The 26950-nt window shown below is 44.4% G+C and carries 34 protein-coding genes; 6 read left to right on the top strand and 28 right to left on the bottom strand.

Going from position 1 to position 26950, the window contains the following annotated elements:
* Positions 1-62: 62 nt before the first annotated feature.
* The gene (locus bslm_RS06795) at positions 63-1013 is read right to left on the bottom strand and encodes a ring-cleaving dioxygenase (protein WP_014479571.1); all 951 of its coding nucleotides are present in this window, start codon (positions 1011-1013) and stop codon (positions 63-65) included.
* A 388-nt stretch (positions 1014-1401) separates the two neighbouring features.
* Here bslm_RS06795 and steT point away from each other — a divergent pair, with 388 nt between their 5' ends.
* From steT to spoIISC, 6 genes are all read left to right on the top strand, one after another.
* The gene (gene steT, locus bslm_RS06790) at positions 1402-2718 is read left to right on the top strand and encodes a serine/threonine exchanger (RefSeq protein WP_046380961.1); all 1317 of its coding nucleotides are present in this window, start codon (positions 1402-1404) and stop codon (positions 2716-2718) included.
* 275 nt (positions 2719-2993) lie between these two features.
* Positions 2994-3611, top strand: coding sequence for a DUF47 domain-containing protein (locus tag bslm_RS06785; protein ID WP_003218470.1), 618 nt, complete (start codon positions 2994-2996; stop codon positions 3609-3611).
* Positions 3612-3623: 12 nt separating this feature from the next.
* Positions 3624-4625, top strand: a complete 1002-nt coding sequence (locus bslm_RS06780; protein WP_003232642.1) for an inorganic phosphate transporter — start codon at positions 3624-3626, stop codon at positions 4623-4625.
* 109 nt (positions 4626-4734) lie between these two features.
* Positions 4735-5481 carry a toxin-antitoxin-antitoxin system toxin SpoIISA gene (gene spoIISA, locus bslm_RS06775; RefSeq protein ID WP_003244695.1) on the top strand — a complete coding sequence of 249 codons (747 nt, stop codon included), beginning with the start codon at positions 4735-4737 and terminating at the stop codon, positions 5479-5481.
* On the top strand, positions 5481-5651 hold the full coding sequence (gene spoIISB / locus bslm_RS06770; RefSeq protein WP_003232646.1) for a three component toxin-antitoxin-antitoxin system antitoxin SpoIISB: 171 nt from the start codon (positions 5481-5483) through the stop codon (positions 5649-5651). The genes spoIISA and spoIISB overlap by 1 nt, the downstream gene beginning before the upstream one ends.
* Positions 5652-5736: 85 nt before the next feature.
* Complete coding sequence (gene spoIISC / locus bslm_RS21285; protein ID WP_003232648.1) at positions 5737-5874, top strand: three component toxin-antitoxin-antitoxin system antitoxin SpoIISC; 138 nt, start codon at positions 5737-5739, stop codon at positions 5872-5874.
* Positions 5875-5910: 36 nt separating this feature from the next.
* Here the strand turns inward: spoIISC and bslm_RS06765 are convergent, their stop codons facing one another.
* From bslm_RS06765 to bslm_RS06640, 27 genes are all read right to left on the bottom strand, one after another.
* Positions 5911-6804 (bottom strand): N-acetylmuramoyl-L-alanine amidase, encoded by an 894-nt coding sequence (locus bslm_RS06765; RefSeq protein WP_003245230.1) that lies wholly within the window; start codon positions 6802-6804, stop codon positions 5911-5913.
* Between the two features lie 12 nt (positions 6805-6816).
* Positions 6817-7080: a phage holin gene (locus tag bslm_RS06760; RefSeq protein ID WP_003232653.1), complete on the bottom strand. Its 264-nt coding sequence runs from the start codon at positions 7078-7080 to the stop codon at positions 6817-6819.
* A gap of 12 nt (positions 7081-7092) precedes the next feature.
* Positions 7093-7362 carry a hemolysin XhlA family protein gene (locus bslm_RS06755; protein ID WP_015252265.1) on the bottom strand — a complete coding sequence of 90 codons (270 nt, stop codon included), beginning with the start codon at positions 7360-7362 and terminating at the stop codon, positions 7093-7095.
* 52 nt (positions 7363-7414) lie between these two features.
* On the bottom strand, positions 7415-8254 hold the full coding sequence (xepA, locus tag bslm_RS06750; RefSeq protein ID WP_046380960.1) for a phage-like element PBSX protein XepA: 840 nt from the start codon (positions 8252-8254) through the stop codon (positions 7415-7417).
* A 46-nt stretch (positions 8255-8300) separates the two neighbouring features.
* Positions 8301-8465, bottom strand: coding sequence for an XkdX family protein (locus bslm_RS06745; protein WP_014479563.1), 165 nt, complete (start codon positions 8463-8465; stop codon positions 8301-8303).
* On the bottom strand, positions 8462-8791 hold the full coding sequence (locus tag bslm_RS06740; protein WP_046380959.1) for an XkdW family protein: 330 nt from the start codon (positions 8789-8791) through the stop codon (positions 8462-8464). The genes bslm_RS06745 and bslm_RS06740 overlap by 4 nt, the downstream gene beginning before the upstream one ends.
* A gap of 11 nt (positions 8792-8802) precedes the next feature.
* Positions 8803-10914, bottom strand: coding sequence for a pyocin knob domain-containing protein (locus bslm_RS06735; protein ID WP_046380958.1), 2112 nt, complete (start codon positions 10912-10914; stop codon positions 8803-8805).
* A gap of 2 nt (positions 10915-10916) precedes the next feature.
* Entirely contained in the window at positions 10917-11189 is a 273-nt protein-coding gene (locus bslm_RS06730; RefSeq protein WP_029317674.1) for a hypothetical protein, read from the bottom strand.
* On the bottom strand, positions 11186-11764 hold the full coding sequence (locus tag bslm_RS06725) for a YmfQ family protein (protein WP_014476551.1): 579 nt from the start codon (positions 11762-11764) through the stop codon (positions 11186-11188). Before bslm_RS06725 ends, bslm_RS06730 begins: the two co-directional genes overlap by 4 nt.
* On the bottom strand, positions 11748-12794 hold the full coding sequence (locus tag bslm_RS06720) for a baseplate J/gp47 family protein (RefSeq protein WP_015252271.1): 1047 nt from the start codon (positions 12792-12794) through the stop codon (positions 11748-11750). The genes bslm_RS06725 and bslm_RS06720 overlap by 17 nt, the downstream gene beginning before the upstream one ends.
* The gene (locus bslm_RS06715; protein WP_014663657.1) at positions 12787-13212 is read right to left on the bottom strand and encodes a DUF2634 domain-containing protein; all 426 of its coding nucleotides are present in this window, start codon (positions 13210-13212) and stop codon (positions 12787-12789) included. Before bslm_RS06715 ends, bslm_RS06720 begins: the two co-directional genes overlap by 8 nt.
* Before the next feature lie 57 nt (positions 13213-13269).
* On the bottom strand, positions 13270-13536 hold the full coding sequence (locus bslm_RS06710) for a DUF2577 family protein (protein ID WP_003244812.1): 267 nt from the start codon (positions 13534-13536) through the stop codon (positions 13270-13272).
* Positions 13536-14513 (bottom strand): phage-like element PBSX protein XkdQ, encoded by a 978-nt coding sequence (locus bslm_RS06705; protein ID WP_003245730.1) that lies wholly within the window; start codon positions 14511-14513, stop codon positions 13536-13538. Before bslm_RS06705 ends, bslm_RS06710 begins: the two co-directional genes overlap by 1 nt.
* A gap of 15 nt (positions 14514-14528) precedes the next feature.
* Positions 14529-15188 (bottom strand): LysM peptidoglycan-binding domain-containing protein, encoded by a 660-nt coding sequence (locus bslm_RS06700; RefSeq protein WP_046380957.1) that lies wholly within the window; start codon positions 15186-15188, stop codon positions 14529-14531.
* Positions 15181-19179, bottom strand: coding sequence for a transglycosylase SLT domain-containing protein (locus bslm_RS06695; protein ID WP_080481029.1), 3999 nt, complete (start codon positions 19177-19179; stop codon positions 15181-15183). Before bslm_RS06695 ends, bslm_RS06700 begins: the two co-directional genes overlap by 8 nt.
* Before the next feature lies 1 nt (position 19180).
* Positions 19181-19330: a hypothetical protein gene (locus tag bslm_RS20580; protein ID WP_003239113.1), complete on the bottom strand. Its 150-nt coding sequence runs from the start codon at positions 19328-19330 to the stop codon at positions 19181-19183.
* A 29-nt stretch (positions 19331-19359) separates the two neighbouring features.
* Positions 19360-19806 carry a phage tail assembly chaperone gene (locus tag bslm_RS06690; RefSeq protein ID WP_003232676.1) on the bottom strand — a complete coding sequence of 149 codons (447 nt, stop codon included), beginning with the start codon at positions 19804-19806 and terminating at the stop codon, positions 19360-19362.
* 91 nt (positions 19807-19897) lie between these two features.
* Positions 19898-20341: a phage tail tube protein gene (locus tag bslm_RS06685; protein WP_003232677.1), complete on the bottom strand. Its 444-nt coding sequence runs from the start codon at positions 20339-20341 to the stop codon at positions 19898-19900.
* Between the two features lies 1 nt (position 20342).
* The gene (locus bslm_RS06680) at positions 20343-21743 is read right to left on the bottom strand and encodes a phage tail sheath family protein (protein WP_003245369.1); all 1401 of its coding nucleotides are present in this window, start codon (positions 21741-21743) and stop codon (positions 20343-20345) included.
* On the bottom strand, positions 21740-21958 hold the full coding sequence (locus bslm_RS06675; protein WP_003232679.1) for a YqzN/YkzM domain-containing protein: 219 nt from the start codon (positions 21956-21958) through the stop codon (positions 21740-21742). The genes bslm_RS06680 and bslm_RS06675 overlap by 4 nt, the downstream gene beginning before the upstream one ends.
* 3 nt (positions 21959-21961) lie before the next feature.
* A complete protein-coding gene (locus tag bslm_RS06670) occupies positions 21962-22402 on the bottom strand; it encodes a phage-like element PBSX protein XkdJ (RefSeq protein WP_003232680.1) in 441 nt (146 codons plus the stop codon).
* A gap of 12 nt (positions 22403-22414) precedes the next feature.
* A complete protein-coding gene (locus tag bslm_RS06665; protein ID WP_003245226.1) occupies positions 22415-22900 on the bottom strand; it encodes an HK97 gp10 family phage protein in 486 nt (161 codons plus the stop codon).
* Positions 22897-23253 (bottom strand): YqbH/XkdH family protein, encoded by a 357-nt coding sequence (locus bslm_RS06660; RefSeq protein ID WP_009967053.1) that lies wholly within the window; start codon positions 23251-23253, stop codon positions 22897-22899. Before bslm_RS06660 ends, bslm_RS06665 begins: the two co-directional genes overlap by 4 nt.
* Positions 23250-23633, bottom strand: a complete 384-nt coding sequence (gene yqbG / locus bslm_RS06655) for a protein YqbG (RefSeq protein ID WP_003245011.1) — start codon at positions 23631-23633, stop codon at positions 23250-23252. Before yqbG ends, bslm_RS06660 begins: the two co-directional genes overlap by 4 nt.
* Positions 23634-23654: 21 nt before the next feature.
* Positions 23655-24590 (bottom strand): phage major capsid protein, encoded by a 936-nt coding sequence (locus bslm_RS06650; protein WP_019712464.1) that lies wholly within the window; start codon positions 24588-24590, stop codon positions 23655-23657.
* A 25-nt stretch (positions 24591-24615) separates the two neighbouring features.
* Positions 24616-25443, bottom strand: coding sequence for an XkdF-like putative serine protease domain-containing protein (locus bslm_RS06645; RefSeq protein WP_003232691.1), 828 nt, complete (start codon positions 25441-25443; stop codon positions 24616-24618).
* 19 nt (positions 25444-25462) lie between these two features.
* Positions 25463-26950: a phage portal protein gene (locus bslm_RS06640; protein WP_019712463.1), complete on the bottom strand. Its 1488-nt coding sequence runs from the start codon at positions 26948-26950 to the stop codon at positions 25463-25465.

The following is a 26950-nucleotide window of genomic DNA, read 5'->3' as shown; positions in this document are numbered from 1 at the left end:
GCGATGCGTTTTCCCAAAATAAAAAAGCCTTCCGGCACGCCGGAAGGCAAATGAATCACAATTTACTGGATCGGTTTCAATTTTGCTTCAATTTCAGCTCTTCGATGCTCAAGATACGGCGGAAGAGCGATCGTTTGGCCAAGCTCATCAAGATTTTCATCTACCATAAAGCCCGGTCCGTCTGTTGATAACTCGAACAAAATGCCGTTCGGTTCTCTGAAATACAGCGCCTTGAAATAGTAGCGCTCAACTATGCCTGAATTGCTAAAGCCTTCGCGGCTGATGATCCGGTGCCACCCGGCAAGTTCTTCTTCATCTCTTACCCGAAATGCGACGTGGTGAACACTCCCTTTGCCTTGACGCTCGCGCGGAAGATCGTTTCTTTCTATTAAATGGATTTCCGTTGCAGCACCGCCTTCTCCTGATTCCAGAATAACGGCGGTTCCTTGCCCTTCGACTGGTTCACGGCTGATTTCTGTAAATCCAAGAATATTCGTCAATACGTGTAAAGTTGGTTCAGCATATGGCACAGTCAGTTCAACCGGCCCTAACCCGCGAAACGAAAATTCTTCCGGAATGCCGCTCTGTTTAACAGGCAGGCCATATCCTTTTCCTTCCTCATCAGCAGTCAGCACAAGTCGCTGCCCTTCATGATCTTGAAATGCCATTATGTCACGTCCGGCTCTTTTGGAGATGCCGCTGTGCGTTACTTGCTGCTCTTCAAAACGTTCTTTCCAGTAATGCAGGGCTTCTGTGCTTGGGACGCGCAAACCAATAGAAGAAATACTGTTTGTTCCTGCATGAAACGGTGCAATGCGGGGAATCTCGAAAAACGTCAGCTCAGTTCCCGGGTTTGCCACTTCATCTCCGTAGAACAGATGGTACATGGTCGGTTCATCCTGATTGACGGATTTTTTGACGAGCTTTAATCCTAATACTTTCTTATAGAAATCCAAGTTTTTTTGTGCGTCGGCCGTTAATGCCGATACGTGGTGAATGCCGTTAACTTTCATATGCTGTCCCTCCAGGTTATTTTATCTCGATTTCAAGATATCATATCATAGTTGTATATTTATTGTTCTAATAACAAAGTATTTTATTCGCATGAGAAAGTCAACATATCAGCTTCACCGAAGGTTCGTTCACTTTCTGAATTCTCACCTCCCCTCTGTACCGGCTAAAATCCTAATACAGAAAACACGAACTTTGTAAATAAAAATCATGAATTTTATTCGTTTATAGATCGTTAAAACAGGTGTTTCCACAGTTTTATCTGCTGTACCCAAAGCAAATTTCGAAAATCAGAAAATTTATTTTATTTCACTTTTCTAAAATAGGGTTTACAATATGAAAAAATAGATTCTTCAACATGAAGCTTCAACATCATAGGAGGTTAAGGACATGCATTCTGAAGACAACGGTTTGAAAAAAGAGATAGGCCTCTTGTTTGCCCTTACTCTTGTCATCGGAACCATTATCGGTTCTGGTGTTTTTATGAAGCCCGGCGCTGTGCTTGCTTATTCAGGCGATTCAAAAATGGCGCTTTTCGCCTGGCTGTTAGGCGGTATTTTAACACTGGCGGGCGGTTTGACAATCGCGGAAATCGGAACGCAGATTCCAAAAACCGGCGGGCTTTATACGTACCTTGAAGAAGTGTACGGCGAGTTTTGGGGATTTTTGTGCGGCTGGGTGCAGATTATCATTTACGGCCCGGCGATTATTGGCGCGCTGGGTTTATATTTTGGATCTTTAATGGCGAATCTTTTCGGCTGGGGATCTGGACTATCAAAAGTCATTGGAATTATAGCAGTTCTCTTTTTATGCGTCATTAATATTATCGGTACAAAATACGGCGGTTTTGTCCAAACGCTGACAACGATCGGAAAACTGATTCCGATTGCCTGCATCATCATCTTTGGCCTTTGGAAAGGCGATCAGCACATCTTCACAGCAGTAAACGAAAGCATTTCTGATATGAACTTCGGGGCGGCTATTTTAGCTACGTTGTTTGCTTATGACGGATGGATTCTCCTTGCCGCTCTCGGCGGAGAAATGAAAAATCCCGAAAAGCTGCTGCCACGCGCTATGACGGGCGGATTATTAATTGTAACGGCGATCTATATTTTCATTAATTTTGCATTGCTTCACATCCTGTCAGCGAACGAAATTGTCACGCTTGGTGAAAATGCGACAAGCACCGCGGCAACCATGCTGTTCGGGTCAATTGGCGGAAAGCTGATCAGTGTAGGGATTATCGTCAGCATCTTTGGGTGCTTAAATGGAAAGGTGCTTTCTTTCCCGCGTGTTTCATTTGCAATGGCGGAACGCAAACAGCTTCCATTTGCTGAAAAACTGTCACATGTACACCCGTCGTTCCGCACACCATGGATTGCGATTTCTTTTCAAATTGCTTTGGCTTTGATTATGATGCTGATCAGCAACCCTGATAAGCTCTCAGAAATCTCTATTTTCATGATCTACATTTTTTATGTGATGGCCTTTTTTGCAGTGTTTATTCTCCGCAAGCGAACAAAGGGAGAAAAGCGCGCCTACAGTGTTCCTCTTTATCCATTTATGCCAATTCTGGCAATCGCGGGCTCCTTCTTTGTGTTAGGCAGCACACTCATTACAGATACAATGAGCTGCGGATTATCCATCCTCATCGGCCTTGCCGGACTGCCTGTTTATTACGGGATGAAAAAACGAAAAGCAAGCTGATAAAACGGTTCCCTTGTTTAGGGAACCGTTTTTTGGTGAAACAGAAGATAAAAGTTGACAGGAAAAACACAACTTTTGATATACTTTTTACGTTAAGCAGAAAGTTTTTGCAAACTTGGGTCGTTTTTTTAAAGCGAAGTAGGTCAAAATAAGGAGACACGATTTATCAAAAAAGTCAAGATACGTTTTTTTCGACTTTACCTGTTTTTTTTCGACAAAAGGCTATATAATAATTTGATGTGTGCATTGTTCATTCAAACTATGGAGGGTTTTTAATGATAAGAAGAAAAAAAGATAAGTTCTCACTCCTTTTAACAGAAATTGCAAAGAACATAGACGAAACTGCAGAATATTTTGTGAATTTTAAGGTCACTAACCAAACGACTCTTAAAGAATTTGCAGATACGTTAAAGGAATATGAAACAAAAGGTGACAATCATGTTCATGTCATGATTAAAGAGCTTAACAAAGCGTTCATCACTCCTATTGAGCGCGAAGATATCCTTCAGCTGACAAACAGCTTGGATGATGTGCTTGACGGAATCGAACATTTCTCTGCCATGATGGAAATTTTCTCAATTACTTCATCAGACGAGCATATCGATAAATTCAGCGGATACATCAGAGAATGTGCGAAAGAGATTTTGATTACGATCGAGCTGCTGGCAGAAAATCGCTTAAAGGATATTCAGCCTCACGCAATCAAAATAAAAGAGTATGAGCACAGCTGTGACAACTTGCACAGAAAATCATTAAAGAATCTTTTCGGAAATGAAACAGACCCAATCAAAGTCATTCAATATCGTGAAATTTACGAAACGCTTGAAGAAATCGCCGACTCTTGTCAAAGTGTTGCCAATAATCTTGAAACCATCATTATGAAAAACGCGTAACGAGGGGTAAAAATGGATATTCTATTAATATTAACGATACTAATAGTCATTTGTGCTCTGGCGTTTGATTTCATCAACGGGTTTCATGATACGGCAAACGCAATTGCGACTTCGGTATCAACAAAAGCGTTAAAACCACGCCATGCCATTATATTGGCTGCTGTGATGAACTTTGTCGGAGCAATGACGTTTACAGGTGTTGCCAAAACCATTACGAAAGACATCGTAGATCCTTATACGCTGGAAAATGGCTCTGTTGTCATTTTGGCTGCGCTACTCGCTGCAATTGCCTGGAACCTTATCACATGGTACTACGGTATCCCAAGCAGCTCATCCCATGCCATCATCGGCGCTATTGCCGGTGCAGCCATTGCGGCAGCCGGATTTGCAGCGTTAAACTATAAGGGCTTCATTAAAATCATTGAAGCACTGATCCTATCACCAATTATTGCCTTTGTCCTTGGTTTTATTCTTTATAGCATCGTTAAGCTGATTTTCAAAGACAGCAACTTGGCGAAAACGAATAAGCAATTCCGCAGAGTGCAGATTGTAACAGCTGCCCTGCAATCGTATACACACGGAACAAACGATGCGCAAAAAGCAATGGGAATTATCACAATGGCTCTCATCACAGCGAATTTACATACTTCTGCTAATGATATTCCTACCTGGGTGCAATTCGCCTGCGCGACAGCCATGGGTCTCGGAACATCAATCGGCGGCTGGAAAATCATCAAAACCGTTGGCGGAAAGATCATGAAAATCCGTCCGGTAAACGGTGTTTCCGCTGACTTAACCGGAGCAGCCATTATTTTCGGCGCCACGTTTATTCATTTGCCGGTCAGTACAACCCACGTCATTTCTTCATCAATTCTTGGCGTCGGTGCGTCCCACCGCGTAAAAGGCGTAAACTGGGGTACGGCCAAGCGAATGCTCATTACATGGGTCATCACGCTTCCGATTTCAGCGACACTTGGTGCCATCGCCTACTTTATTTTAAATATGATATTTTAATGTCACACCGCTTCTGTCAAAGGAGCGGTTTTTTTGATGGAACAGGAAAACCATCCGGATCTCTCGAATACAATAAGCAGAACCTATTTCAGATGTGAGGGATTCGAATATGGTTTTATTCTTTCAGATCATGGTCTGGTGCATCGTGGCCGGACTGGGGTTATACGTATATGCCACGTGGCGTTTCGAAGCGAAGGTCAAAGAAAAAATGTCCGCCATCCGGAAAACTTGGTATTTGCTGTTTGTTCTGGGCGCTATGGTATACTGGACATATGAGCCCACTTCCCTATTTACCCACTGGGAACGGTATCTCATTGTCGCAGTCAGTTTTGCTTTGATTGATGCTTTTATCTTCTTAAGTGCATACGTCAAAAAACTGGCCGGCAGCGAGCTTGAAACAGACACAAGAGAAATTCTTGAAGAAAACAACGAAATGCTCCACATGTATCTCAATCGGCTGAAAACATACCAATACCTATTGAAAAACGAACCGATCCATGTTTATTATGGAAGTATAGATGCTTATGCTGAAGGTATTGATAAGCTGCTGAAAACCTATGCTGATAAAATGAACTTAACGGCTTCTCTTTGCCACTATTCGACACAGGCTGATAAAGACCGGTTAACCGAGCATATGGATGATCCGGCAGATGTACAAACACGGCTCGATCGAAAGGATGTTTATTACGACCAATACGGAAAAGTGGTTCTCATCCCTTTTACCATCGAGACACAGAACTATGTCATCAAGCTGACGTCTGACAGCATTGTCACGGAATTTGATTATTTGCTATTTACGTCATTAACGAGCATATATGATTTGGTGCTGCCAATTGAGGAGGAAGGTGAAGGATAATGGAACGTGCGTTTCAAAACAGATGCGAGCCCAGAGCGGCGAAGCCGTTTAAAATCCTGAAAAAACGTTCAACCACCAGTGTCGCAAGCTATCAAGTCAGTCCGCATACAGCAAGAATCTTCAAAGAAAACGAACGGCTGATTGACGAGTATAAACGAAAAAAAGCATGATCACACTAAAAGGACAAGGGAAAACAGCTCTTGTCCTTATTCCTTTTCTTAAAGGGTGACATATAATAAATACAAACAGAGGATAATGTCAGGTGATACAGTGAAAAAATTGGTGAGGCGTGTGAAGTTTGTTGATTACGGAAGGTTTGGGCTTTCCGGGTACTCGCTTCGGGTGAGGGAGCGCAGTGCTGGAATTATAAAAAAGTTGAAGAAGAAAAAATAAATCCCGGAGCGGCTCCGGGATTTTTATGGTCTTTGATCAGCTTAATTGCGCTGCGATCTTCTCTTTCGTCGCAGGCCCGTAGATACCGTCAGCAGTTAGACCGTTAACAGACTGAAAACGGGCAACTGCGTCAGCTGTTTTCGGTCCGTAAACGCCGTCAATTCCGTTGTTAACAGCGCCTTTATCAGGGTAAAAATACAGAGCCGCAAGTGCTCGTTGCACCTGAAAGACGTGTTCTCCTGATGTATAAGGTGTTGTCAATTGAATGATACCATCAGGGAGCGGATAGAGCTCGGGTTTTTCAGCAGCCGATGGAGCACTTACAATTAATACTTGACCAACGCGAATAAGATTCGGGTCTTCGATATTGTTCCACTCTTGCAGCTGAGCAACCGTAACACCAAATGCTCTCGCTATAGATGTAAGTGTGTCGCCCTGTTTCACGACGTAAGTTTGGCTGCCGCCTCCCCCAATTCCTGCTTTGAACGAATCCCACGTATCTAACAATTTTCGCGGACATTCCTTCCCTGACCAATACTTATGAGGGACGACATTGGCGAGACTGATATTATGTTCAGCCATTAATGTTTTGATGAGCCACTGGGCATTTGCTGTTGCTTTTGCAAAATCGCCATCGGCATTTTCGCAAATTTCAATTCCAATAGAAGCCCGGTTGCCGCTGCCATTTCCGTCTCCCGCATGCCAGCCGTTTTCATTTAAAGGCAGATGCTGATAAATTTCTGTATCATCAACTGTAAAATGCCAGCTTGTCGTCGTATCAGGATTTTTCAAATAGCGGGCATGCGCTGCAGCATCCGCTCCTACTGCGGTATTCGCTGTATTGTGCACCGTAATGTAAAGCGGCGTCATTGCGTAGCCTGGACGGTTATTTGCGCCAACCGGAATAAAGTCTTGAATAATGTTAACCATTTTCATCTCTCCTTATTTCGTCAGATTATTGTCCCTTAACAAGTCGCGCTGTTTTTTTCCTTTTTCTGTTACATAGTTGTTTTTAAACCAAGCGGCAAGTGTCGTTCCAATTGTAAATGCGATGGAACCAGCTGAATAAAGAGCGTCAGCGAGCTGATTGACCTGCTCCTCCTGAATGTCCAATGGTGATTTGCCGAGCATCAGCATGGTCTGGTTGATTAAAGCAATTAAAAGAAGCACCGTCCTGATGACCGTGCCCTTGTCAAACGTGTTCATGAAAATCCCCCTTTAATGCTGCAGCAGGCTGTACATAATGGCGATGGCTCCGCCAATGATGCCTGTAGACACTGCTGTAATGATGGCACCTGTGATGGTGCGTTTAATCCACGTAGTGTTTTCTTCAATTTTGTTTAATTTTTCGTTCAGCGTCATGATTTGCTGGTCTTGACGGTCAGACACGCGTTCTAATGCGGAAACCCTCTGCTCAAGTGCTTTGTGCTCGCCTTTTATGTCTGCTAAGTCCTGCTGAAACACATTCACATCTGCCTCTTGCTGCATTATTCACTCCTCCTTCACATGCAGATCACCTCCCTTCCGAGAGCCAAAACTGTTATGAAACAGCGGTCCCTTTTACCGAGAGAGTACCGCCGGTGATACTGACGATCTCCATGATGACCTCCTTAAACCCTTTAATATCGAAGGCCCATGCCTCAGCTTTTCCTAATGTACTCAAAGCAGAGGTGGCATCATCAGTTTTCACGCCTCTGATCGGCAGTTTCTGCCCTGACACCGATTTGCCCCAAAATTTGACTTCGCTCATTTCCGCTGTGCCGTAGATTTCAACGAGTAAATGCGCGGCACCGTCAACAGGTAAAGCTGCCCCCTCGCCGGCGGACTCTGCATTTTCATGAAAGACAAAGTCAAATGTTTTGCGAGCCTCGACTTTCAGCCGTCCATCGTGTGTTTGATTCTCCGCAAAGTCAATCTGTAAAGGCGTTTTTCCATTGACACGCACATCCATCTCACCCGCACCGACTGATTGGTATAATACAAACTCAGATTGCTGAAGATTCCCGTTCACATAGCGGAAACGGTAATAGCGTTTAGAAAGATATACCCAGTCCGTCGCTGTCAGGACACCTGCTGCGACATTAACTGCTGCTGTCGTTGTCCAAACATTGTTATTGTCACTTTCTTCTATAAAGAGCGTACCTTCACGATCTGCATACGCCCAGCCCTTCACTTTCGAAATCAGAACTGCGCCAAGCCTGTCCTGTCCGAGCTGACTGTATGCCTCAGTAGCCTTTAAAGCAGCATTTGTTAAAATCTCCGCTACGCCTGACAAATTCGAAACAGGTGTCACAAAATCATTTTTTCCTCCTCGATAGGGCTTTACAGCGCCGGCTTTTCCAGTCCTATCGAGAGGAAATTCATATTGATACTTCACCATCTTCATCCTCCTTTGATCTAAAAACAGGCAAAATAAAAAAGCCTTACTACATGGCTTTACCGGTAATTTCTTTATACTGGTCAGCTGTGATCAGCTTTTTGTTCACACCCTCTGCCAGATCCTCAATTGAACAGTCTTTATATGCTAATGCTTGTTTTACCATATCTGCTGTCGCCCACTCATAATAGAGGGCAAGCACCCAATAATTCATTCGGCAAGATCTCCTTTCAAGGAAAGTAATGATAGCTTTATATCTGACAACTCGTTACCTAATGTTTTGTTCAATTCTTCAAGCTGCTTGCGTGCCAGCTTTTCTTGTGACAATTCTTGAGCGAGAAGCTCCACCTGATCAGGCGGCTCGTACGGCGGGTTTTTTTGTGATTCCTCCCACCAGGATTCGAGTTCTGCCTGAGTCGGCAACGGCGCCCGGAGATTCCATTTCTCAATGTATGAACCGTTCCCGTCATTACGCAATTCAAAATCCTTTCTCGATACTGCGTTTGGATACTTGTACATAATGGCATCATATAAGATCATAAAGGTACCTCCTAAACTCTCGGGTAATTTCTTCCGCCAAGCTCCAGAACATCAAAATAATTGAGAGCTCCATTCGAATCTGTAACATATCGTGTTACATCTCCAGAATAACCAACATAAACATAAATTTCAACATAATCTCCTGCATCAAGCGGAACTGTAACAGATCCAGTAACAGTTGCATTAAACTCATTATCACTGTTATTGGAAGGGGTAGGCATTCTAAATTGATTCATTAATTTATACTTTGTGCCGTTTACATAAACATATAATTCAAAATTGGAGTATCGCTCAGTATTTTCTATATATAAACTAGCACTGACTAAATGCATTCCTGCATGACTGGCTACAAACCTATTGTTTTTTGTATCAAACAATTTATGGCTATCTTTTATAATACGGTTATATTTAATTTTGTTATTTTCTCCTTTAATAAGAGCTTGACGCCCAGTAGTCCCAATATTAGCGTGAGCAAACCCTGATATCTTTTGCCACGCAGTCCAGCCGGAACCACTCCACCAGTGACGAACCCACGTTCCAGTACTATCAATATAACTATTTGATTCATTTCCTGTACCGTAAAAATATTGAGTAAATCTAAAATCACTGTATTTCTCATTTTTTACAATTCCATAACCAAGTGGATAACCTGTAGTATTTCCTTGACCAATATCCATTAGTGTTAACCCTGGAGGATATTCATTCCCCCCAGTTCTTGCGTCTTGTATTGCATTAGAGCCTGTAAGAACTGTTAATTTATTATTCGTATAATTAGAGTCAACATAGTTTTTAGCATCAGCTAGCGCTTTATCTGCTTTGGTTTGAGCACTTACCTCAGTCTCGATCTTATTCCAGCCTTTAAACACGCCGTCTGTATGGATCGTTGCCGTCCAAAAGGTTCCGTCATAACTTCTAGAGGCCAAAATTGTTTTTCGTCCGCCTCCCTCTGTTTCGATAACATCATAGTTATACCATGATCCATCTCCTGAAACAGGATTATTTGTTATGACGTTCCCTAATGCATAGTAAAAGCCAGAGGGTAGTGTTAACAAGTCAGTCCCATCTGGGATTTTAGTTCGGCAACCTTGAGTATCTGTTAATCTATATAGTTGTGCATTATTCCATTTGTCTTTATCCGATTTTGTTACGTGGATATCTGTTTTATTGGCATGTGCATCTACTTTGATCTGTGAGCCTTCAACCGATTCGATCTCACGCCAAGATGTCCAAACGTCTGAGTTAGCCACTTTATTCCTCATGAATTTCCTTCGGCCAGTTGATATTGTGTCACTACTGCTATAAGACGTGTATTCTTGATATGCATACGTGCTGAAATTATAAACCATTAAATAACCATTGTTATTAACAGGAGCATTTAATGTTGTTGTCGCACCACTCATGTAATAGAATCCAGTTTCGATGACAGTATTGAAATCTGCATCTTCACAGTACTTTGCGAGACCGTTATCCTGAGTTATTTTAAAGAGCTGTGAGTCGTTCCACTTGTCTTTATCTGATTTTGTTACGTGGATATCTGTTTTATTAGCATGTGCATCTATTTTCTTTTGAGACCCCTCTGTAGTTTCTGATTCAATCCATGCTGTCCATGTTGTAGAATCGTTTTTTCTTATTCTAAAAAATGACTGCTCTCCCTTAATTCCGTCATAAGCTATTTGAACAAGTGTGTTTTTATAGCTCATCACAAGGAGAAAACACTGATTTAGGCCCGGACCGTTCAAGCCGTCATTGTATATTAAGTACATACCAGTATCGGTTAAATCATTATAATCAGTAATTTCGGTCACACTCTTGTAAAAGACCCTTCCATCATCACCTGATATCTTACTTAACTGAGCGTTGTTCCACTTTGACCTTTCAGCAGCAGTAATGTGAATCGTACCATCATTCACATGCTTGTCAAAATCCTTCTTCGCCGCCTGCTGCACATTATCTACGTTCCCCAGCCCGATTTGCGCCTTTGTTGTGTTGTGGGGGTTGTTCATGTCGTTTTTGTGGGCAGCCAGGTCGGTGTGGGCGTCTTTTATGCCTTTTTCCCAGCGGTTGACGTCATCTTCGTTGATGGGGTCGTCCGGAAGCCAGTCTGTTTTTTCTTCGTATGCCATGTTTACACCACCTCAAAAGTAAATCTGAAATCAAGTGTTCTGTTTTCGCTGACGTCCAGGTCAGTCTTTCTCTCTGTGATCACATTGCCCAGCTCGTCAAAAATTTGTACCGTTTCGATATGCTTGATGTCTTCCTCACGTTTTGTCAGAACGGTGACGGTCGCACCGTCAATGGCGAGATCTACTATTTCTGTTTTTTGGCCGTTGAGCAGCACGTGATCGATTCTGCTTTTTAGATCAGCCGCTGTGCGTTCTCTGTATATGGTTGAAATCAAGTTAAGACCACCTCATTATTGTTAAGAGTGACAGAATAACCGACCTTGAGCTCACTGGCTGTTCGGTATCTGCGATGATTCAGGATGACTGTGTCTTTGATTTGCAGCGTCTCGTTCAATCCGCCTCTGAGCGTATACGCCAAATGAGCGGGCTTCATGTTTTCTATCGCTTCGATCAGCTCATTCATGTGCTGGAGGTCATCAACATTGATATCGACGTTAAATCGGTATTCGCCGGGAAGCAGGCGGACCTGTGCAGACGGGTTTTTCAAGAAACGGTTTACCGCCTGCTCAATGGCCCTGTATGTGATTGGCGGGATGTTCGACATTTTGGAAATGAGCCGCAATCGTCTGATCTCATCAGTGTCGCCTGATTCCCGCGGGACGTTTAAAATTTTTTCCCAGCGGCTGAGCCCCCAAGTCGCCGTCGGTACGAATAACTGATCCGTCAGATCAAATATGCTGTCATTTTGTTTATCAAACTCAGGCGCTTCCGCTTTCAGCAGCTCAGCCATTTCTTTAAGGCTGGTGAGAAACGGCGGCAGATAAGCTCGCATGTCATCTTGTTTGCTCAATGATCTTCACCTGCCCAAGCTTAGGAATTTCCACGTCGCTCAGCACCAGATTTTCAGACGTGCCGTTGATTTGAATATTGGAGTAGTCACTGACTGATGGTGAATTATAGACGATATTGTTAATTTGAGAAAGGCGGATGACGTTATCTTCAAACGCCATTTTCTTAAAGAGATTTAAAACGCCTTCCTCAATTTCTGACTTCACTTCATCAATTGAGTGATTGATCTCAGGCAGCACTTCGGCAGAAATCTCAACTTCTTTCCAGACCGCGCTCTCCACTGTGACAACGGCTCCGATTGGCGCCTGTCCCTCTCCCTGCCCTGGTTCAGGGTCGATATAATCTTTCACTTTTTGAATTAAAATTTGAGAAGCGGGCTCAAGATTCGCATTCGTGACGACAATTTTGACCGTGCCTTCACCGTTCCAAAGCGGGAAGATCTTTGCCTTGCCCACACCGTCCACTTCTTCAGCCCACTCTTTATAATGCATTTTATTGGCACTGACGGCCTCACGCCGAACCCTTGTAAAATACCGTTCTCGCAAGCTGTCATCTCCCTCTTCCTCGCGCCCCGGAATCAGGATTTCTTTGACAATGGCCGTTTCTAAACCGGGAATGGTATCCAATGACAGTAAATTGCGTCCGGTCAGATTGGCGTTTCCTGCTTCACCAGGTGTTTCACAGATGAGCGTCCCGTCTGCCGTATATTGAAAATAAAGATTATCCACGTAAAAGCGGGAGCCGACAGGAATAGTAACTCCAGATGTAAACTCTCCCGCTCTGACAGCCTTTGTCGCGGCAGTTCTTTCAATTCCCGCTTCCGCTGCACGCCTGTCTAAAAATTCGCCTTGTGCGGTATCAGAAAAAACTAGCTCAAGCACAGTATCCAGCCATATATAAGACTTCGCAAGCTCGGCCGCCGCTGGGGCTAACGCATTATAAATGACACTGCCTTCTCTTGTGTCAATATCTGCGGAAATGCTGTTCAGCATACGCTCCATAATCGCTTCAAAAGTCTGATCTTCAAACATCTTCGCCAATCACCTCCTCAATCTCAAGCGTTCCTTCATCCGTCTCCACCACGAAGGACACATGAAACGCGTCGCCTTGTTTTTCAATCTCAAAATCTGTTACAGCCGATATCCGGTCATCATAAACCAGCGCCTCTTCTATCAGCCTCGGGATCTCCATCTTTTTATACGCATCAGTCGTCTCATGATCTGTCAGCACGTCCTGAAGCTCGTTTCCGACATTATGGCTGTATACGGAATACGCATAGCGTTCTGTCTGTAAGGCGATATACACGAACTGCCTGATCGCTTCAAGCCCGGTAATCAGCTCATTCGTAATTCTTCCGTTTTCAAAATCTATTTTATACGTTTGCGAGGTTTCAATGACTTCGCTCTCATCTTCAAAATCCTCAAACTCCACTTCTGGTGTCAGGGCCATGATGCCCACTCCTTTTACATGCTAAATAAAAACCCCTTCGTACTGAAGCGGTTTTGTCTATACCTTATCTAAAATAAAAAACGATTGCCCGCCAGTCAGAGCCGCGGTCATGAGGCGATCCCCCGGCTCGAGTGCATCGTCTCCTCCGGACTGCATTCGTTTTGGGATAATGATGGCGTCTTCCGGTATGATCAGTTTGCTGTTTTCTTTTAATTTGATTTCCACAGGAGAAACCGAAACGACTTCAGCCGGGAGCAGTTCTACCGGAGACTCAGCGTCAACTGCGCCGACTGCCAAATGTTTTATAGCCTCACTTAATCTCATCAGGATACTCCTTCCGGCATCGTGTTCTTTTCGACAACATCGATCGTCATCGTATGTTTCGTTCCTTTAAATTCATGCCGGTCCGTATCTACCCAATAGGTTTTCTTGATGCCGGCCTCTGGAATCGAAATATAGACGGGCAAGCCGCTCTGCACTTCTGGGATGCCCACTGCCTGAATATTTTTCAGTTCTTTTTTCACGCCCTTTTTTTCAGCAAGACGTACATCTGCCCGCTGCTGAAGCTGTGCCTGGTTGATGTCATCTGTGACCGTTTCCGTATATTGAAGCACACCGTATTTATTTAAGCCTGAACTGTCCTTGGCAGAGGCTTTATATGTCTTATTGTCCTTTTGCCGGCGAAGCACCACCCGAGTAGCAGTGTCGTTTATAGAAGTGCTGTATTGGTAGCCCGTTATATTGACGCCCGTTTCAAGCACCCATACCTCTGACGGATCTGGCCAAGCGCGCAGACCGAGCTTTCCTTTTTCCGAATACAGCTGGTAATGTCGTCCTGTCTGGCTTTTCGTCTGTTTCAGCGCTTTTAATATGATGTCATACAATGTCGTATCATTTTTAATGACAAGACTTTTGATCGTATGGCCTGTGTTTGCGATCGAGGTTGTCGGTATCTGGAAGTCACTCGCAATCCTTCTGATGATCTGGTCGGCCCGCTGATTGGAAAACACGTACATATCCTGGTTTTTGACCAGGTACTGCAGCATGTCATAAGCGCTGAAGGCAAGCGTATGCTCGTCCGGGGTTCTTGCAAAAACAATGCCCCGAAACAGCTCTTTTCCCTTCCATTTAAACAAGACCGTATCTCCTTCTGAGACACTGTAATACGTCTGGTCGCCCTGTTTGGTGACGATGGTCGCTTCAATGGAGCGCGGCGCCTGATAACGATGGCCTTCAAGCGATACGCTTTCTGCAACCAGCTCAAGCCACTCTGTGTCTTTAATGACGAACAGTTCTATCATCATACATCACCTGTTTCATTGCGGTATCTTTAATTTTTGGCCGGGAAAAATCCAGTGGCCCGGCTGCCTGATGTTCCGTTTGCTTCGTTTGATCATTGCTGTTTTATTGGCGTTCCAAATTTTGCGCCATTGAGTGCTGTTCCCGTAAAATCTGCCTGCAATGTCCCATAGCGTGTCTCCCTTTTTCACTGTGTACGTCTTCGGCGCAGCCTTCGACGGACGTTTTGCCTTTGTTTTTTTCTTTTGCTTGATTTTCCGCGGGGAAGCGGTTTTGTATTCTTTTAATTGAATATCAAAGGAACGATCACCTATATCCTGCTGGCCTTCGCTATAGGAAAAACCTTCAATACTGCATGTTAAATTCACTTTAGTTCCCGTAATCAAAAACTGAACCGGTTTTTTGGCCTTCATCCATTTTTCAATTTTTGTTATCGCATTTTCCGGCGACGGGAAGGTTTGATATTCAGCTATTGGGCTGTATTTCTTCGGAAAAAACGAAGAGAACGAAATTTCTTTCGCGCCTTGTTCGTCAATAAATGTAAGGTCACCGAACTTGGCTACTTTAACCGTCTCATTCTGAACCGTATTTGAAATATTCAGCTGGTCGGGAAGAACGGGGAGCCGCAGCTTGTCCTTCCCTTGTGAAATCCAAAATTCATATACGGATTTAGTCAAATGCAACGACTCCCTTCGTTCCAATATTGATATCCTTTTGCAGTTCATCTATAAGCGCCTGCTTGATTTTCGCCGCAAGGCTTTCAGCGTCCTGTCCATTATGGAAGTGCTGGTCTCCGTTAAACTCAATCTTTATTTCTTTCGTTCCGGCTGTTTGTATCGTTTGCCGTGTACCGGATGTAACAGCTGAAACTTGTCCTGAAGAAAGCTCAGACTGCTGGGATTGAGACGGATCTGTCACTTCCATACCAAGAGCCTGTGCCGCTCTCTGAAGAAGGTAGCGACCGCGGATGCCCCGTTCCTCTGGGATGATCCATTCCCGCTTGTTTCCTTCACCGACACGGGCAATTTGTTCTTTCGTGATCAGCCCGCCGTTTGCATAACCGACATAAGGACCGCCACGTTTCAGGCTTTTAATGCCAGGTACATTATCAATTGAGCCGTATCTGCTTTTGATATAGCCGATCGCGGCAGCAGCGTTGTGAATCGGATTTCTAATGTTACCCATGCCCGGTGCTTTATGAGCATTAAATGTGGTTGGAACTGTCTGCATGAGTCCTTGTGATGGATTTCCCGCCTTCGCGTTGCTATCCCACAGGTTAATAGAGTTCGGGTTGCCCCCTGATTCATACTGTGCAATCGTCATTAATCCCGAGAGCCAGCTCAATGGTGTCTTTGTGGCCATTATTGCTGCCATAAGCCACTGTTTCACATTTCCCCCTACTGCACCCATTCCGGAATAAGCAGCTGCCAATGAACCGGCTTGTTTTTCTGCGTATTTTTTCACATCGACAGAATCCAGTCCTTTTACAACACCGACAGAGGCAAAACGCCCCAAGCTCATCATGACTCGAGAAGGTGAATGGATATCTAATTCTTCACGGAAAGCCTGCTCCACTCTCTTGGCCATATCCTTTGCTGCTTGTTTTACTTCACTGGATTTAGAATTCATGCCTGTCACAAAGTTTCCAATCAAACCGGAGCCCCAGCTGTTCGATGTGTCTTTTGAACGCAGGAACGGTTTGTCAACATGTGTACTCACATACTGTGCAGTCCCTGTTTGGGTTGAATTTTGTCCTTGCGCAAAGCCTTTGACCGTTCCTGTGCCCCATGAAGACGATTTGCTCACAGTGGCTTGGAACGGCGTTTTAACTTTTGATTGCAAAAAGCCGTCTGTTCCGGTTGCAGTGCCGCTTTGGCCCTTGGCATACCCACTTACCATTTGTTTACCGTAATTTGGTGAAGCAGAAATCATTTGTGTAAATGGTGTATTGATGTTTTTCTTTTTCCAGTCTTCCATTTTGACCGGCTGATCGCTGATGCCTTTACCAAAGCCTTCTGAAAATTGCTGTCCGAGTGTGGACGCTTGGCCTGTAAGATTTGCAGTGTTCATTACTGGGGAGGCTGTGCCTGATAGAGGACTGACAGCTGCTCCTCCTGAAACAGATGCTGGACTTCCGCCAGAAGACGAAGCTGCGCCCATGTCGTCTACAACTTGCATACCCAGCTTAGACGCCGCTTGTGAAAGAAGCATCTTCCCCCGGCCTCGGTTGTTATCAACCGGGATAACGAATTCCTTGCCGGCTTCACCGATCCACGAGATGGTTGGTTTGGTGATGTAGCCGCCTGTGGCGTTCTGATCTAGTGCTTGTTGAAAAACAGTCATATTATTATTTGATGGAGATTGAGCAAAAATGTTATTAGTAGTTGGTTTGGAACTAGTTTTTTTCTCTTTCGAATCCTTTTTGATTGGTTTTTTCTTGAGGTGAGTAACTTCTTCCCCCCTGTGTATTACTTTTGCAACGAAACCACCAACTGAATCTTTTAAATCGAATAGCCATTGAAATTTCTCAGCAATTTTCTCTGATACTTTAACCAATGGATCTTTCACATGTTCATTAAACCAAGTTTCAATTCCATCCCATGCATCCTCAAAAAATTTCCTTGCATCATCGAATTTTTCTTTTATTGAAGTTTTAATATCTTCTACTTTTTTGACGATCGGGTTCCATACATTATCATAAAACCAATTCGATACTCCTGTCCAAATATTGGAAATTATTGTCCATGCATCATTGATCTTACTCCAAATCCATGTTGCCGCAGTGGTTACGGCTTCACTTACAGGATTCCACACATTGTCCATAAACCATGTTGAAACAGTAGACCATATGCCTGAAATAACCGTCCAGGCGTTGCACAATCCAGTCCATATCGTTGTAGCAACATTAGTAACTGCTCCGCTTATTGGATCCCACACGTTATCCTTAAACCACGGGTAGACAATGTTCCATACTGCCAATATGCCATCCCAGGCATAGGCAAACAATCCTACTATAAAATTAATTACAGGTACAGCAACATTATATATAGGTGTAAACACATACTGGTCAAACCAAGTTGAAACTTTACTCCATGTATCTTCAATCCAAGTAATAGCCCCATTGGCAGTATCAGAAATGGAGTTCCATTTTCCACTCCACCACTCTTTGTTAAATAGTGAATTGCTTATGCTCTCCTTTAACTTAGAAGTATCAAACATCTTACCAATGTTCTTACCTGCTTCTTCGCCGCCGATTCCGCCTACTAACCCGCCGCCAATTCCGCCGATTGCGCCGCCGATTGCTGTACCTTCCGGACCAACGAAAGATCCAATCGTTGCACCAGCTTCCGCTCCGGCTGTTGCACCAGCTTCCGCTCCGGCAATACGTCCTCCAATTGAACCAACCTTTTCGCCAGCATTATCTTTATTGATTCCAGCTAAATCAAACACTGCTAAAGCAGATCCTACGTATGGAACAGCCTTTCCCATTCCTCTGAACGCTTTACCTAGTTTAGATGAATCCTTCCCTAGCGATTTTAAGCCTCCAAGCCAGTTCTTTAACTTGGAACCCGAGGTCCTAGGTGCACTTTCAGCAGGTGTGCCGCTCTGGCGTCTTCTTATCACCTCTCCAGGAACCTTGAGTGTTCTGTTTGGAGCCTTTGTGGGACTTTTCTTTTTTCTATAGGTTTTTTTATTTTTAGTGCCCGGGCTGATACCGCCTTCACAGCAGTCACAGCAACAATTTCCTCCTGTATTACGGTTAAGGACTTTTTTATCTGTGTCAGAATTTTCACCAGAATCGTCCTTTTTTTGTGGTCCTAGAATTTTATCAATGATCTTATCAAACACATCATTTTTCAGCTTTTCTATCAATCTCTCTTTGAAACGATCCAAAAAAGCTTTGCCTATTTCATTGAGCGTATCTTTGATCCAAGGCCAAGCTGATTTTGTCCACCAATCCTTCAGCCAGCCTTTTATTTTTCCGACCCATCCAGGTTTTTGATCTGAGTTTTTATCAGAGCCTTTATCTGAGGATTTGTCTGATTCTTTCTTAGAAGTTTCTTTGTTAATCAGGCTTTCTTTTTTATTGATTTTGTCTGATATTTTTGTCTTAACAACCACTTTTACATAATAGGTTTTTTCAAATTTCCTTAGAAGGGCTGTTAATCGATTAACTGTTTTGGTGATTTCATCGATGACCTTTAGTTTTACTGTGTATCCGTTTTTCAAATTTTTCTTAATATAACCGATAATCCTTTTAACTGTAGAAGTAACCTTGTCATCTGGAATCAAAAGGAATGATAGCTTTTGATTAGAAAGCATCTTCTTTATTTTTTTATACGCAGCTGCTGTCCGATCTACCAAAGAGACAGTCAGCTTCGTTTCTTTCGGCAGCCGTTTAAGTTTTCTTTCAATTGCATCAAGCTTTGAAGTGACTTGGTCATCAAGTACAACTTTAATTTCAAGCGATTTCGCGAATTTCAAAATGATATAGTCGTTTATTTTTCTCAGCCGGTAAAATGCCTGATCTTCCGCTCTGATACTGATTTTGATTTGCCGATTAATGGTTTTGACTTTTTTTTCGACCTCTTGGAATCCTTTATGTATCCGTTTTAGTTTTTTAGATACCTTGTCTTCGAGATCAAAACGGGCTGTTAATTTTGCGATATTAGTTCCCTCCTCTCCTTGATTCTTTTTCTAATAGATCTAGCTTATAACCTATCAACCCAAATAAAAGAGCTTTAAAATGTTTTGGTGCTTCATATAATTCAAGAAGTTGGGATGGCGAGTAATGAAGCTCATGCATTGCATAGTACAAATACACAGCTTCCTTATCGCCATCCTTTACTAGTTTTTTGCTTCTTCTTCTAGATCTTCAAGATCATCTTCAAAACCATTGATTTCAATTGCTTTATTCAGCCAGTTCGCATACTCTCCCCCAACAGATAATACACGTTTGGCAACTTCTACCGGATCCGCAGTTTTGTATGCTTCCCTTAAATCTTTTGAACGAAAATCAGGATAAATAGTAGATTCGATGGCAATTCTCGCATAAAAGCGCTGGGAGTCTAAATCTTTGACACGGCCGCGGCCTTTCACATTTTTAAATGTGGTGTTTTCTTTCTCTAATTCATCAATCCGTTCAGTAGTAATTGGTTTTAAAATAAACGGAATGACATTCCCTTTTTTATCAACAAAACGCTTTGAGATCGGCACTTTGATTTCCTCAGCTTCAATTGTTTTTCCCGGCATAAAAAAGGAAAGATCATATACGTTTTCGTTCTTCTCGCTCATGTAAAAAAACTCCCTTGTCTATTGTTTGGTTTCATCTTTAAAAAACAGACCTTTCTGAGAAAGGTCTGCGTATGGGCTGATTCAGCTTTGATTAAAACGTGTCAGATAGCTTTTCAGGGACGTCGAAGTCTTCGAATGTAAATGGAACTTCTTCCTCTAACGCTTCTGAATCGACATCAAGGCTTGCGATTTTGGCAGAGTCAAAGTTGACGTCGTACAGCGTGACTCGCTCTGTGCCCCGGCCGGAGGATTGATCATCCAGCACAGCTTGGAGCGTGAAATAAGGGTCGCTGCCTTTTTTGACATAGTCCATCATCAATAGCACGAATTTTGATGTGACTTTGTAGAACGTCGCGGTCCCTGTTCCATTTGCCCCTGTTGTTTTATGGCCTGTCATGCGGCGGCCCATAATGTTGACTTCAGACTTGTTTTTCTCGACGTTTGCTTCAAAAGTTTTGATGTGTGCCATTTCCTCACCATCGAGGAATAAACGGCCTTCTTTTCCTGAGATTGTGTTTTGTGCTTTTAATGCCATATTAGTTTACCTCCACATTAAAGTAGAATTTTTCTGCTGCGTCGACAGGCTGTACAGCCAGGTCAATCAAGAAGCCGTCACGATCTTCATTCATTGAAATTGTGATATCTTCATCGGAATCAAAGCCAGTGATGCCGCCTGCGTCCTGAAGCGTTGTCATGTATTGTGTGATCATCGTTTTTACATACTGCAGTCCGTCTTCAGATGCCGGGATATCGCTTCCGCTGCCTTTTCTTGATTTAATTAAGGCTTTCAGCTCGCGTGTTAAATCATTATTCACAGCATCCAGGACACGAACGATTTTGTTCTTCGCAAATTTCTTGTTTTTCTCAGCTGTGAACGTCACGAGTGAGTTAATATCCTTTTCTACGCTGACGGATTTATCACGGGCGTCGAATGTGAATAAAAATTCACCTTTACCCAGACGTTCAACAATCGTATCGTGGTCAAGGCGGTGTAACACATCAACTGCGCCTTCGTACTCTACAAATGTAAGTGATTGGTTAAAGGTTGCTCCTGCACTCGCTCCAGCTACCCAAGCTGTTGCTTTGTCCGGTGTAACTTCCGTGCCATCTTCAAGCAGCACACCCTCGGTTACGTTGATGATGCCTTCATAATCACCGGCATAATTGGCTGTGACGCCTTGCACTTTTTGTCCTTGGCCGTCGCGCAGGCGTTTAATGAAAGCAGCAAACGTCGCTTTCAACTGGTCACCTTCTGCAACAGGCAGCGCAATCACATCAAAGCTCTCCGTTTCAGCCGCGGCTAAGAAATCTGTATAGTCGGAGTTGACAGGGGCTTTATCCGTACCGCCGGATAAACGGATGCCCGCGGATGCATTCAGCGTCTCAGCTGCAGTGTCTCCTTCTGATCCAGTGAGAGGAATCGTTGAAGAAAGATCGCCTGTTCCGGTAAAAGTGACATAGCCGTTAGCTGTTAATTCTTCAGCCTTTTTGACAGTCTGTTTATCAACCTCTGATTCGTCCATATATGTTGTCACATCGAAAGAATTAGCATCCAGCACATTTTGATTGATGCGGATGATAATGTCATTTCCTTTTGTTCCGCCATATACTGCAGTTGCTTTGACGCCTTCAGCAATATCAGCAGACGCTCGGACACCTTCGGTTAGACGGTACATCAATACCGTTTTCGCATTTTTCTTCGCTTCACGCAGCAGCAATAAAGACGGGTCATCAATGCTGAGGCCCACTTTTTTGTTTAGGTCTTCAACGCTGGAAATGGAGACGAACGTTTTCGCTTCGCCCCAGCTTGAGGCGACCGGAAGTGCGACTGTTCCCCGTTCACTGAGTGATACCCGCTCCTGTGCCGTCGTTTTAAAGTTAAAATAAATGCCTGCACGTTCTTTTTCTTTGCCTGTTGTAAATGTTCCGCCATTCATGATGACATGACCTCCTTGGTTAGAAATGTTTGAATCAATTGGTTGGCTTCTGATTTCGTCATACGTGGTTGATCCACGCCAAATAAAGCCCCCTGAAGAATATCCGGCTTAACGCCGAACAGTTCCTTCGCGTGCTTAATCAAATCCGCTGTATCAAATAGAGCTTCCCGGCTCTTTGTATGTACAGCCTTCTTCTGTTGTTTGTCCTTTGACACCGTTTATTTCACCCCGCTGTTCATGTCGATATCCTGTAAGACAGGCTGTTCTGTTTTGTGATAATAATATCTGCTGCTCCACCTGATCACCATGGCCGCCTCGCCCCTGTCCCCTACCCTTGTCTCGATTTGGGAGATGCGAACCATATCCCCCGTCTTCTCGCCGGATTCACTCAGCAGCGGAATCATATTTCTCGCTTCTCTGATGGCATCCGCGAGCCTGTCCGCTTCATCCAGCGCCTGAACGGAGTCCAGATGAAACAGTTTCACATTGAGACTGTAGGTTTTTTTAAATGTGGAGACCGTATCTGTTTCCTCGAAAACAGATGGTGGCGGGACATATAACGACGGCACCTGAAAGTGATCAGGAAGCTCGCGTTCATAAATGGGAACAGACCACCGGCTGTACAAAAACGCCATGATCGATCCTGTTTCACTGTTCATCCTGCTCCTCCTTTACAGCTTCTTCAGCCACTGGCGCAGTTTGCTTTCCAGCGATTTTTCAAACAGCTGTTCATATAAAAGCAGTGCATGATCCCAGTAGCCCGTGCCCGGTATCCATTTTCTCTTGAGCGCCATTCCCGTTGAAGCCGCTGGATCATAAATAAACCGTGAGCCTTGAAAACGCCCCGGCACCCATCTCACATCTTGTTTTGACGTCCAATGGCCGTCATTAAGAAATGAGGCGTAATCAAGCTGTGTCCCCACCTCAAGCGAAAGCCCGCCGCTTTGCACAATCCAGAGATTGTCCTCTGCGCCTTTCTCAAAGGAACTGAGCAGTTTTTCTGTATCAATCGTTTGTGTGCTGATGAGTTCAGATTGGACGATCTCTAGAAAATCTTGCCCGCACTCCTCAAGCCACCGGGACGCCTGTCTGGAAAAACCGCCTGAAGCCGCTTCTTTTAATGCCGTGTTCAGCTGTTTCAATCCCGCTATTTTCATAGGCTTTCATCCCTGACTGCGACGACCTCCCAATGATGATGTCTGATCCTTTTCGGCAGCTTTAGTATATATTTATGATTCTCCCAAATGATTTTATCGTTCACGCGGATGTCCGCTGACAACGGAAAATGGACGAGAAAGCTATGATATACAGTTTGATCCGGCTCCTCCTGAATCAGCTGCTGTGTTTTTTCGGTAAAATAACAAGGGACATCTTGTTCATCGGGTGTATCCGGATATGAAATCACCGGCTGCAGCCTGTCTGCCGGAATCCCAAATCGGCCTGCAGACGGCGCTTGCGCTGCTTCATGATAAATATCGCAGCGGTGAATGAGCATCTGCCTGTAGCTCATAAAGATCTCACCTTCAGTCTGGAGGATTCAGGGACGTAGCCCGGCTTAATAAACTCTTCGAGCAAATGATACACCTCAGGCCGCTGAATCCTGCCTTCTCCGGAAACCGTGTAGGAATAATCCCCCATTTTCTCATACTGATAGCTTGATGAGGCAGATTCATCGCTGTTGACAAGCGCAAAATACTGGGCAAGCTTTACTAAAGCCAACTTCACCTTGCCGGGCAGCGGATCATACAAGCTGTCTTCAAAGCGGTGGCCCGTGATGAGAGCCGCTTCTGCTTCCGCCTCGATGATATCCTGCGCCAGCAGCTCTTCCGGCCTGTTTTTCACCCGATCATAGACCGAATAGGAAGCTACGTCAGTCGGTTCAATGAGCATGAGCTGACCACCTCGTTTCTATTATTCTTTTACGTTAATTAATTTCGCGCAGGCATCCTCTTCCTCGAACTTGCTGTCCAGCTTGGCCGTTAAGACAATAATGAATTTACGGGAGCGGATGTCTTTGTCGACTTCAATTCGGATATTGCGGGAGAAGCCGAGAATGATATTTTTCGGATGTGTGAGAATGATATCAGAAGCGTCATATTGCGCGTCTCCCTCACCGACTGTGTACGGCTGAATATTGGATACCCCTTTGACCGGTACGCCGAATGCTGTTGACAAGCCGCCCTGAACAGCTTGGTCCCCAAGGTTTGTCTGGCGGTCTGCCACGCGGTCCTTCCATTCAACTTCTAAGCCGTGAGACGTATAGAATCTGAATTCCTGAGGGATGCGCAAATATTTCGGCGGAACTGCCTTTAAGCCCTTCTTGAATGTCGCTCTGGACAGTTCTTCACCGTTCATGTCAACGATATGGGAAACCGCCTGTTTACGGATGCCGTCCAGCTGTGCCAGATACGGATCAGCTGATGCTGTATCACCGTTAACGATCAGCTCTTCAATATCAACTGCTGCGCGCTCTGCTAAAATTTGCATGATTGTCTGCTGCAGGCCGTCTTTTTCAATATTGTTTTCAAATGTGTCATACGTAATGTTAATTTCCGCAATGACTTCCTTCGTGTTCAGCTGGACAGTGCTTGTCGTTGGAACTGTCAGCTCGTCGTTTGACAGTGCTTTTCCTTCTTGCGCAGCCCGCAGAATACGCTGGCCGAAGCCGATTTTCTCAAATTTTTGCGAGTCATTTTCCATTTGAATCACGCGGGATTCACTGAAAATGGTCGGCGTGTTTTGCACCATGCGGATAAAAGCCGATGCTTGCGCAGGGTTCATAAGCCCGCCGCTTTTTAAAGCAGAAAGCGACATTTCCGCTTTCCGAATGATCTCTTGATTTCTCAATTGATTTCCTCCTCCTTGACTGGTTTTACAGCAGTCCGCTCCAGATTGATTTTTTGACTTGCTCTGTATTGCCGCCCGTATCGTCCGCTGTCTGCTTAGACGCGCCTCGCGCTTTTTCCAAAGCCTCGATGCGTTCGATCAGCGGGGCAAGCATGTCTTCAACGAGCTTTTTCAGACGCTCGTCATCACCCGTCTGCTCCGGCTTTTCCTCCGTGTCTGTGTTTTTTTCAATCCGCTCAAGCCGTTTGAGCAGAGGGTAAAGCGCATGCTCGAATGATTCTTTCATGTCTTCTTTTCTCATTTCTTCAGTCTCCTTCCCTGTTTTGTCAGCAAGCATTTGCTTGAATACACTGAAGAACCCTGCTTTTTCGACCGGTTCTTCTTCATACACATCTGCAGTGCCAGCCATGCTGTAGCCGGTGATAATTCCAGCCTTAATCTGTTCCCACACCTCGTCAGACGCTCTTGTCACGAGTACCCATGAGCCCTTTGTAATCCGCTTTGATCCAATCATAAAATCATCGGGCGCCACATAGGACTCGACCACGACGCCGGTTCCGCCCTCAAAGCTGTGATTGATATCAATCTCCCGTGCCTCCGCGAGAAAACCGTGCGCCGCTTTTTCAATTTCCTCGGCGGTCATAAAATCGCCGTGGGCATCAGGAACATCAGGCTCATACACGATTCCGTACACGAGCTTTTGTTCATCCTGCTCACTTTTTGTAAACAGCCGAACCTTTTTTTCAAATGACGGAGGTTTGGCTGACTTCGTAAAGAAAAATTCTGTCTGGTTAGCCGCCTTGTCCACATAACTGACAAAGCTGATTTTGGCATTTCTTAATTCTCGCGCCACCTGCTTGATTCACCTCCCTTCAGGACGTTTTGATATCTTCGATGCTTTCTTTCAACTCCTGCATGAGCGCAGTCAGGTTTGTCTTTTCCGCATCCTGTCCTGCAGGCCGTTTATAAATGTCCTCAGGCCACTCCTCCAGTGTTTTGCCAAGCACCCGTCCGGCAAGGTCGCGTAAATCATTCGGCGAGACCGCTCCTGCTGTAATAAAAGGACCGAGCACCTTCGCAATCTCAAGCGGATCACGAAAGTCTGGTCCTTTTAATGTCAGCCTGACGTCATGGATATTCAGCTCCGGCAAAAGCAGCGTATTCAGTTTATTCACGAGCGTTTTTCGCTCCGGCTGAAAAACCTGCTCCTCCGTAATTTTTCTAGCCGTATCAGCTGTCGCCCGGTTGTATTCCTGGGCCTCGCCTGTATACAGCGGCGGGAGGCGGAACGCTGAACGCAGCTTATTTCTGCTTTTTTCATCGTATTCAAGAAACAAGGCGTCGTTTTGGAGAATTTCAGCCAAGGATTTGATTTCCACGGAAACCGGCGTAATATCCTCGCCTCCGTGGAGATCCTTTTCTTTTGCGATTCCTTCCGCTTCGATCAGGAGAAATTTATGGGCGTTTTCCACGCCTTCAAGATCATTCATGTATTCCTGCAGCTCCCGGTAAGAAGCTTCAGACAGCATCCCGTTTTCCACTGTAATCGCAGCGGGGACGTGACGTCCCTGCTTAAAATACATAAAATTGAGCTCTTCTGCTTTTCGGGCTCCGTATAAATTGACAATATTGCCGATCCAGCGGGGTACACCGTATACGCCGCTTCCGATTTTGAGGTGAATGGCTTCATTTGCTTGATACTTCTCTGCCAATGTGTTTACATATTCACCTGTGCGAATATCCATTTTTCGCGGATCGCCGTATTCTTTAAAAAATACTTTCTTTCCATTGATCATCTGCACATATTTTCGGAAGCGTTTTTGCCTTTTGATCCTTTTCATTTTCCCGTTTTCTTCATATACGAATGAAACCTCTACAGGCTCGCCTGCTCCGCATACACGCATATATTTCACATCTAAATATTCGATGCCGGCAGGTTTTCCCGCCCCGTCGCGAAGCACTTCCATAAACCCGTTGCCTGTTTTTTCTCTGTCTTCGATGGCATAGCCTAAAATCATTTCAGCTGATTCATCAAAGTGAAGACATTTATAAAAGGCTTCGAGTCTGGCCCAGTCTTTTTCCGCTCTTTTCTTTTTTGCCTGATCGACATCACTTGCGTTGACATCAAATGTGTACTCAACATCGAATCCAAAGCCTGTAATATTCACTCTGTACGCATCAATGCATTGCTGAAGAATGGTCGAGTATTCGGCAATGGTTTTGAGCTCGGTGATATTGTAGGGCGGAGCGATAATGTCCTCTCCGTACAGCTCAGAAAAGTCATCTTCATAGATTTGCTTTGTCTGAGGAGCCGCGGCATTGGCTTTAAATACAGTTGCTCTGACTGTTTGATTGTGCAT

It is taken from the genome of Bacillus sp. LM 4-2 (genome assembly GCF_000978495.1).
GTDB classification, from domain to species: domain Bacteria; phylum Bacillota; class Bacilli; order Bacillales; family Bacillaceae; genus Bacillus; species Bacillus subtilis.
The sequence above is the reverse complement of the archived record's forward strand: the minus strand, read 5'-3'. Positions and strand labels throughout refer to the sequence as shown.

Bases quoted from the DNA above. Each gene is read 5' to 3' on its own strand.
- yqbG (WP_003245011.1), bottom strand. From the start codon at position 23,633: ATGCTCATTGAACCGACTGACGTAGCTTCCTATTCGGTCTATGATCGG.
- spoIISA (WP_003244695.1), top strand. From the start codon at position 4,735: ATGGTTTTATTCTTTCAGATCATGGTCTGGTGCATCGTGGCCGGACTG.
- bslm_RS06765 (WP_003245230.1), bottom strand. From the start codon at position 6,804: ATGGTTAACATTATTCAAGACTTTATTCCGGTTGGCGCAAATAACCGT.
- bslm_RS06685 (WP_003232677.1), bottom strand. From the start codon at position 20,341: ATGGCATTAAAAGCACAAAACACAATCTCAGGAAAAGAAGGCCGTTTA.
- bslm_RS06670 (WP_003232680.1), bottom strand. From the start codon at position 22,402: ATGAACAGTGAAACAGGATCGATCATGGCGTTTTTGTACAGCCGGTGG.
- bslm_RS06690 (WP_003232676.1), bottom strand. From the start codon at position 19,806: ATGAGCGAGAAGAACGAAAACGTATATGATCTTTCCTTTTTTATGCCG.
- steT (WP_046380961.1), top strand. From the start codon at position 1,402: ATGCATTCTGAAGACAACGGTTTGAAAAAAGAGATAGGCCTCTTGTTT.
- bslm_RS06680 (WP_003245369.1), bottom strand. From the start codon at position 21,743: ATGAATGGCGGAACATTTACAACAGGCAAAGAAAAAGAACGTGCAGGC.
- bslm_RS06715 (WP_014663657.1), bottom strand. From the start codon at position 13,212: ATGGCCCTGACACCAGAAGTGGAGTTTGAGGATTTTGAAGATGAGAGC.
- bslm_RS06785 (WP_003218470.1), top strand. From the start codon at position 2,994: ATGATAAGAAGAAAAAAAGATAAGTTCTCACTCCTTTTAACAGAAATT.
- bslm_RS06780 (WP_003232642.1), top strand. From the start codon at position 3,624: ATGGATATTCTATTAATATTAACGATACTAATAGTCATTTGTGCTCTG.
- bslm_RS06745 (WP_014479563.1), bottom strand. From the start codon at position 8,465: ATGAATTATTGGGTGCTTGCCCTCTATTATGAGTGGGCGACAGCAGAT.
- bslm_RS06705 (WP_003245730.1), bottom strand. From the start codon at position 14,513: ATGATAGAACTGTTCGTCATTAAAGACACAGAGTGGCTTGAGCTGGTT.
- spoIISB (WP_003232646.1), top strand. From the start codon at position 5,481: ATGGAACGTGCGTTTCAAAACAGATGCGAGCCCAGAGCGGCGAAGCCG.
- spoIISC (WP_003232648.1), top strand. From the start codon at position 5,737: ATGTCAGGTGATACAGTGAAAAAATTGGTGAGGCGTGTGAAGTTTGTT.
- bslm_RS06735 (WP_046380958.1), bottom strand. From the start codon at position 10,914: ATGGCATACGAAGAAAAAACAGACTGGCTTCCGGACGACCCCATCAAC.
- bslm_RS06740 (WP_046380959.1), bottom strand. From the start codon at position 8,791: ATGATCTTATATGATGCCATTATGTACAAGTATCCAAACGCAGTATCG.
- bslm_RS06795 (WP_014479571.1), bottom strand. From the start codon at position 1,013: ATGAAAGTTAACGGCATTCACCACGTATCGGCATTAACGGCCGACGCA.
- bslm_RS06660 (WP_009967053.1), bottom strand. From the start codon at position 23,253: ATGAGCTACAGGCAGATGCTCATTCACCGCTGCGATATTTATCATGAA.
- bslm_RS06720 (WP_015252271.1), bottom strand. From the start codon at position 12,794: ATGTTTGAAGATCAGACTTTTGAAGCGATTATGGAGCGTATGCTGAAC.
- bslm_RS06755 (WP_015252265.1), bottom strand. From the start codon at position 7,362: ATGCAGCAAGAGGCAGATGTGAATGTGTTTCAGCAGGACTTAGCAGAC.
- bslm_RS06710 (WP_003244812.1), bottom strand. From the start codon at position 13,536: ATGAGATTAAGTGAGGCTATAAAACATTTGGCAGTCGGCGCAGTTGAC.
- bslm_RS06640 (WP_019712463.1), bottom strand. From the start codon at position 26,950: ATGCACAATCAAACAGTCAGAGCAACTGTATTTAAAGCCAATGCCGCG.
- bslm_RS06760 (WP_003232653.1), bottom strand. From the start codon at position 7,080: ATGAACACGTTTGACAAGGGCACGGTCATCAGGACGGTGCTTCTTTTA.
- bslm_RS06665 (WP_003245226.1), bottom strand. From the start codon at position 22,900: ATGAAAATAGCGGGATTGAAACAGCTGAACACGGCATTAAAAGAAGCG.
- xepA (WP_046380960.1), bottom strand. From the start codon at position 8,254: ATGGTGAAGTATCAATATGAATTTCCTCTCGATAGGACTGGAAAAGCC.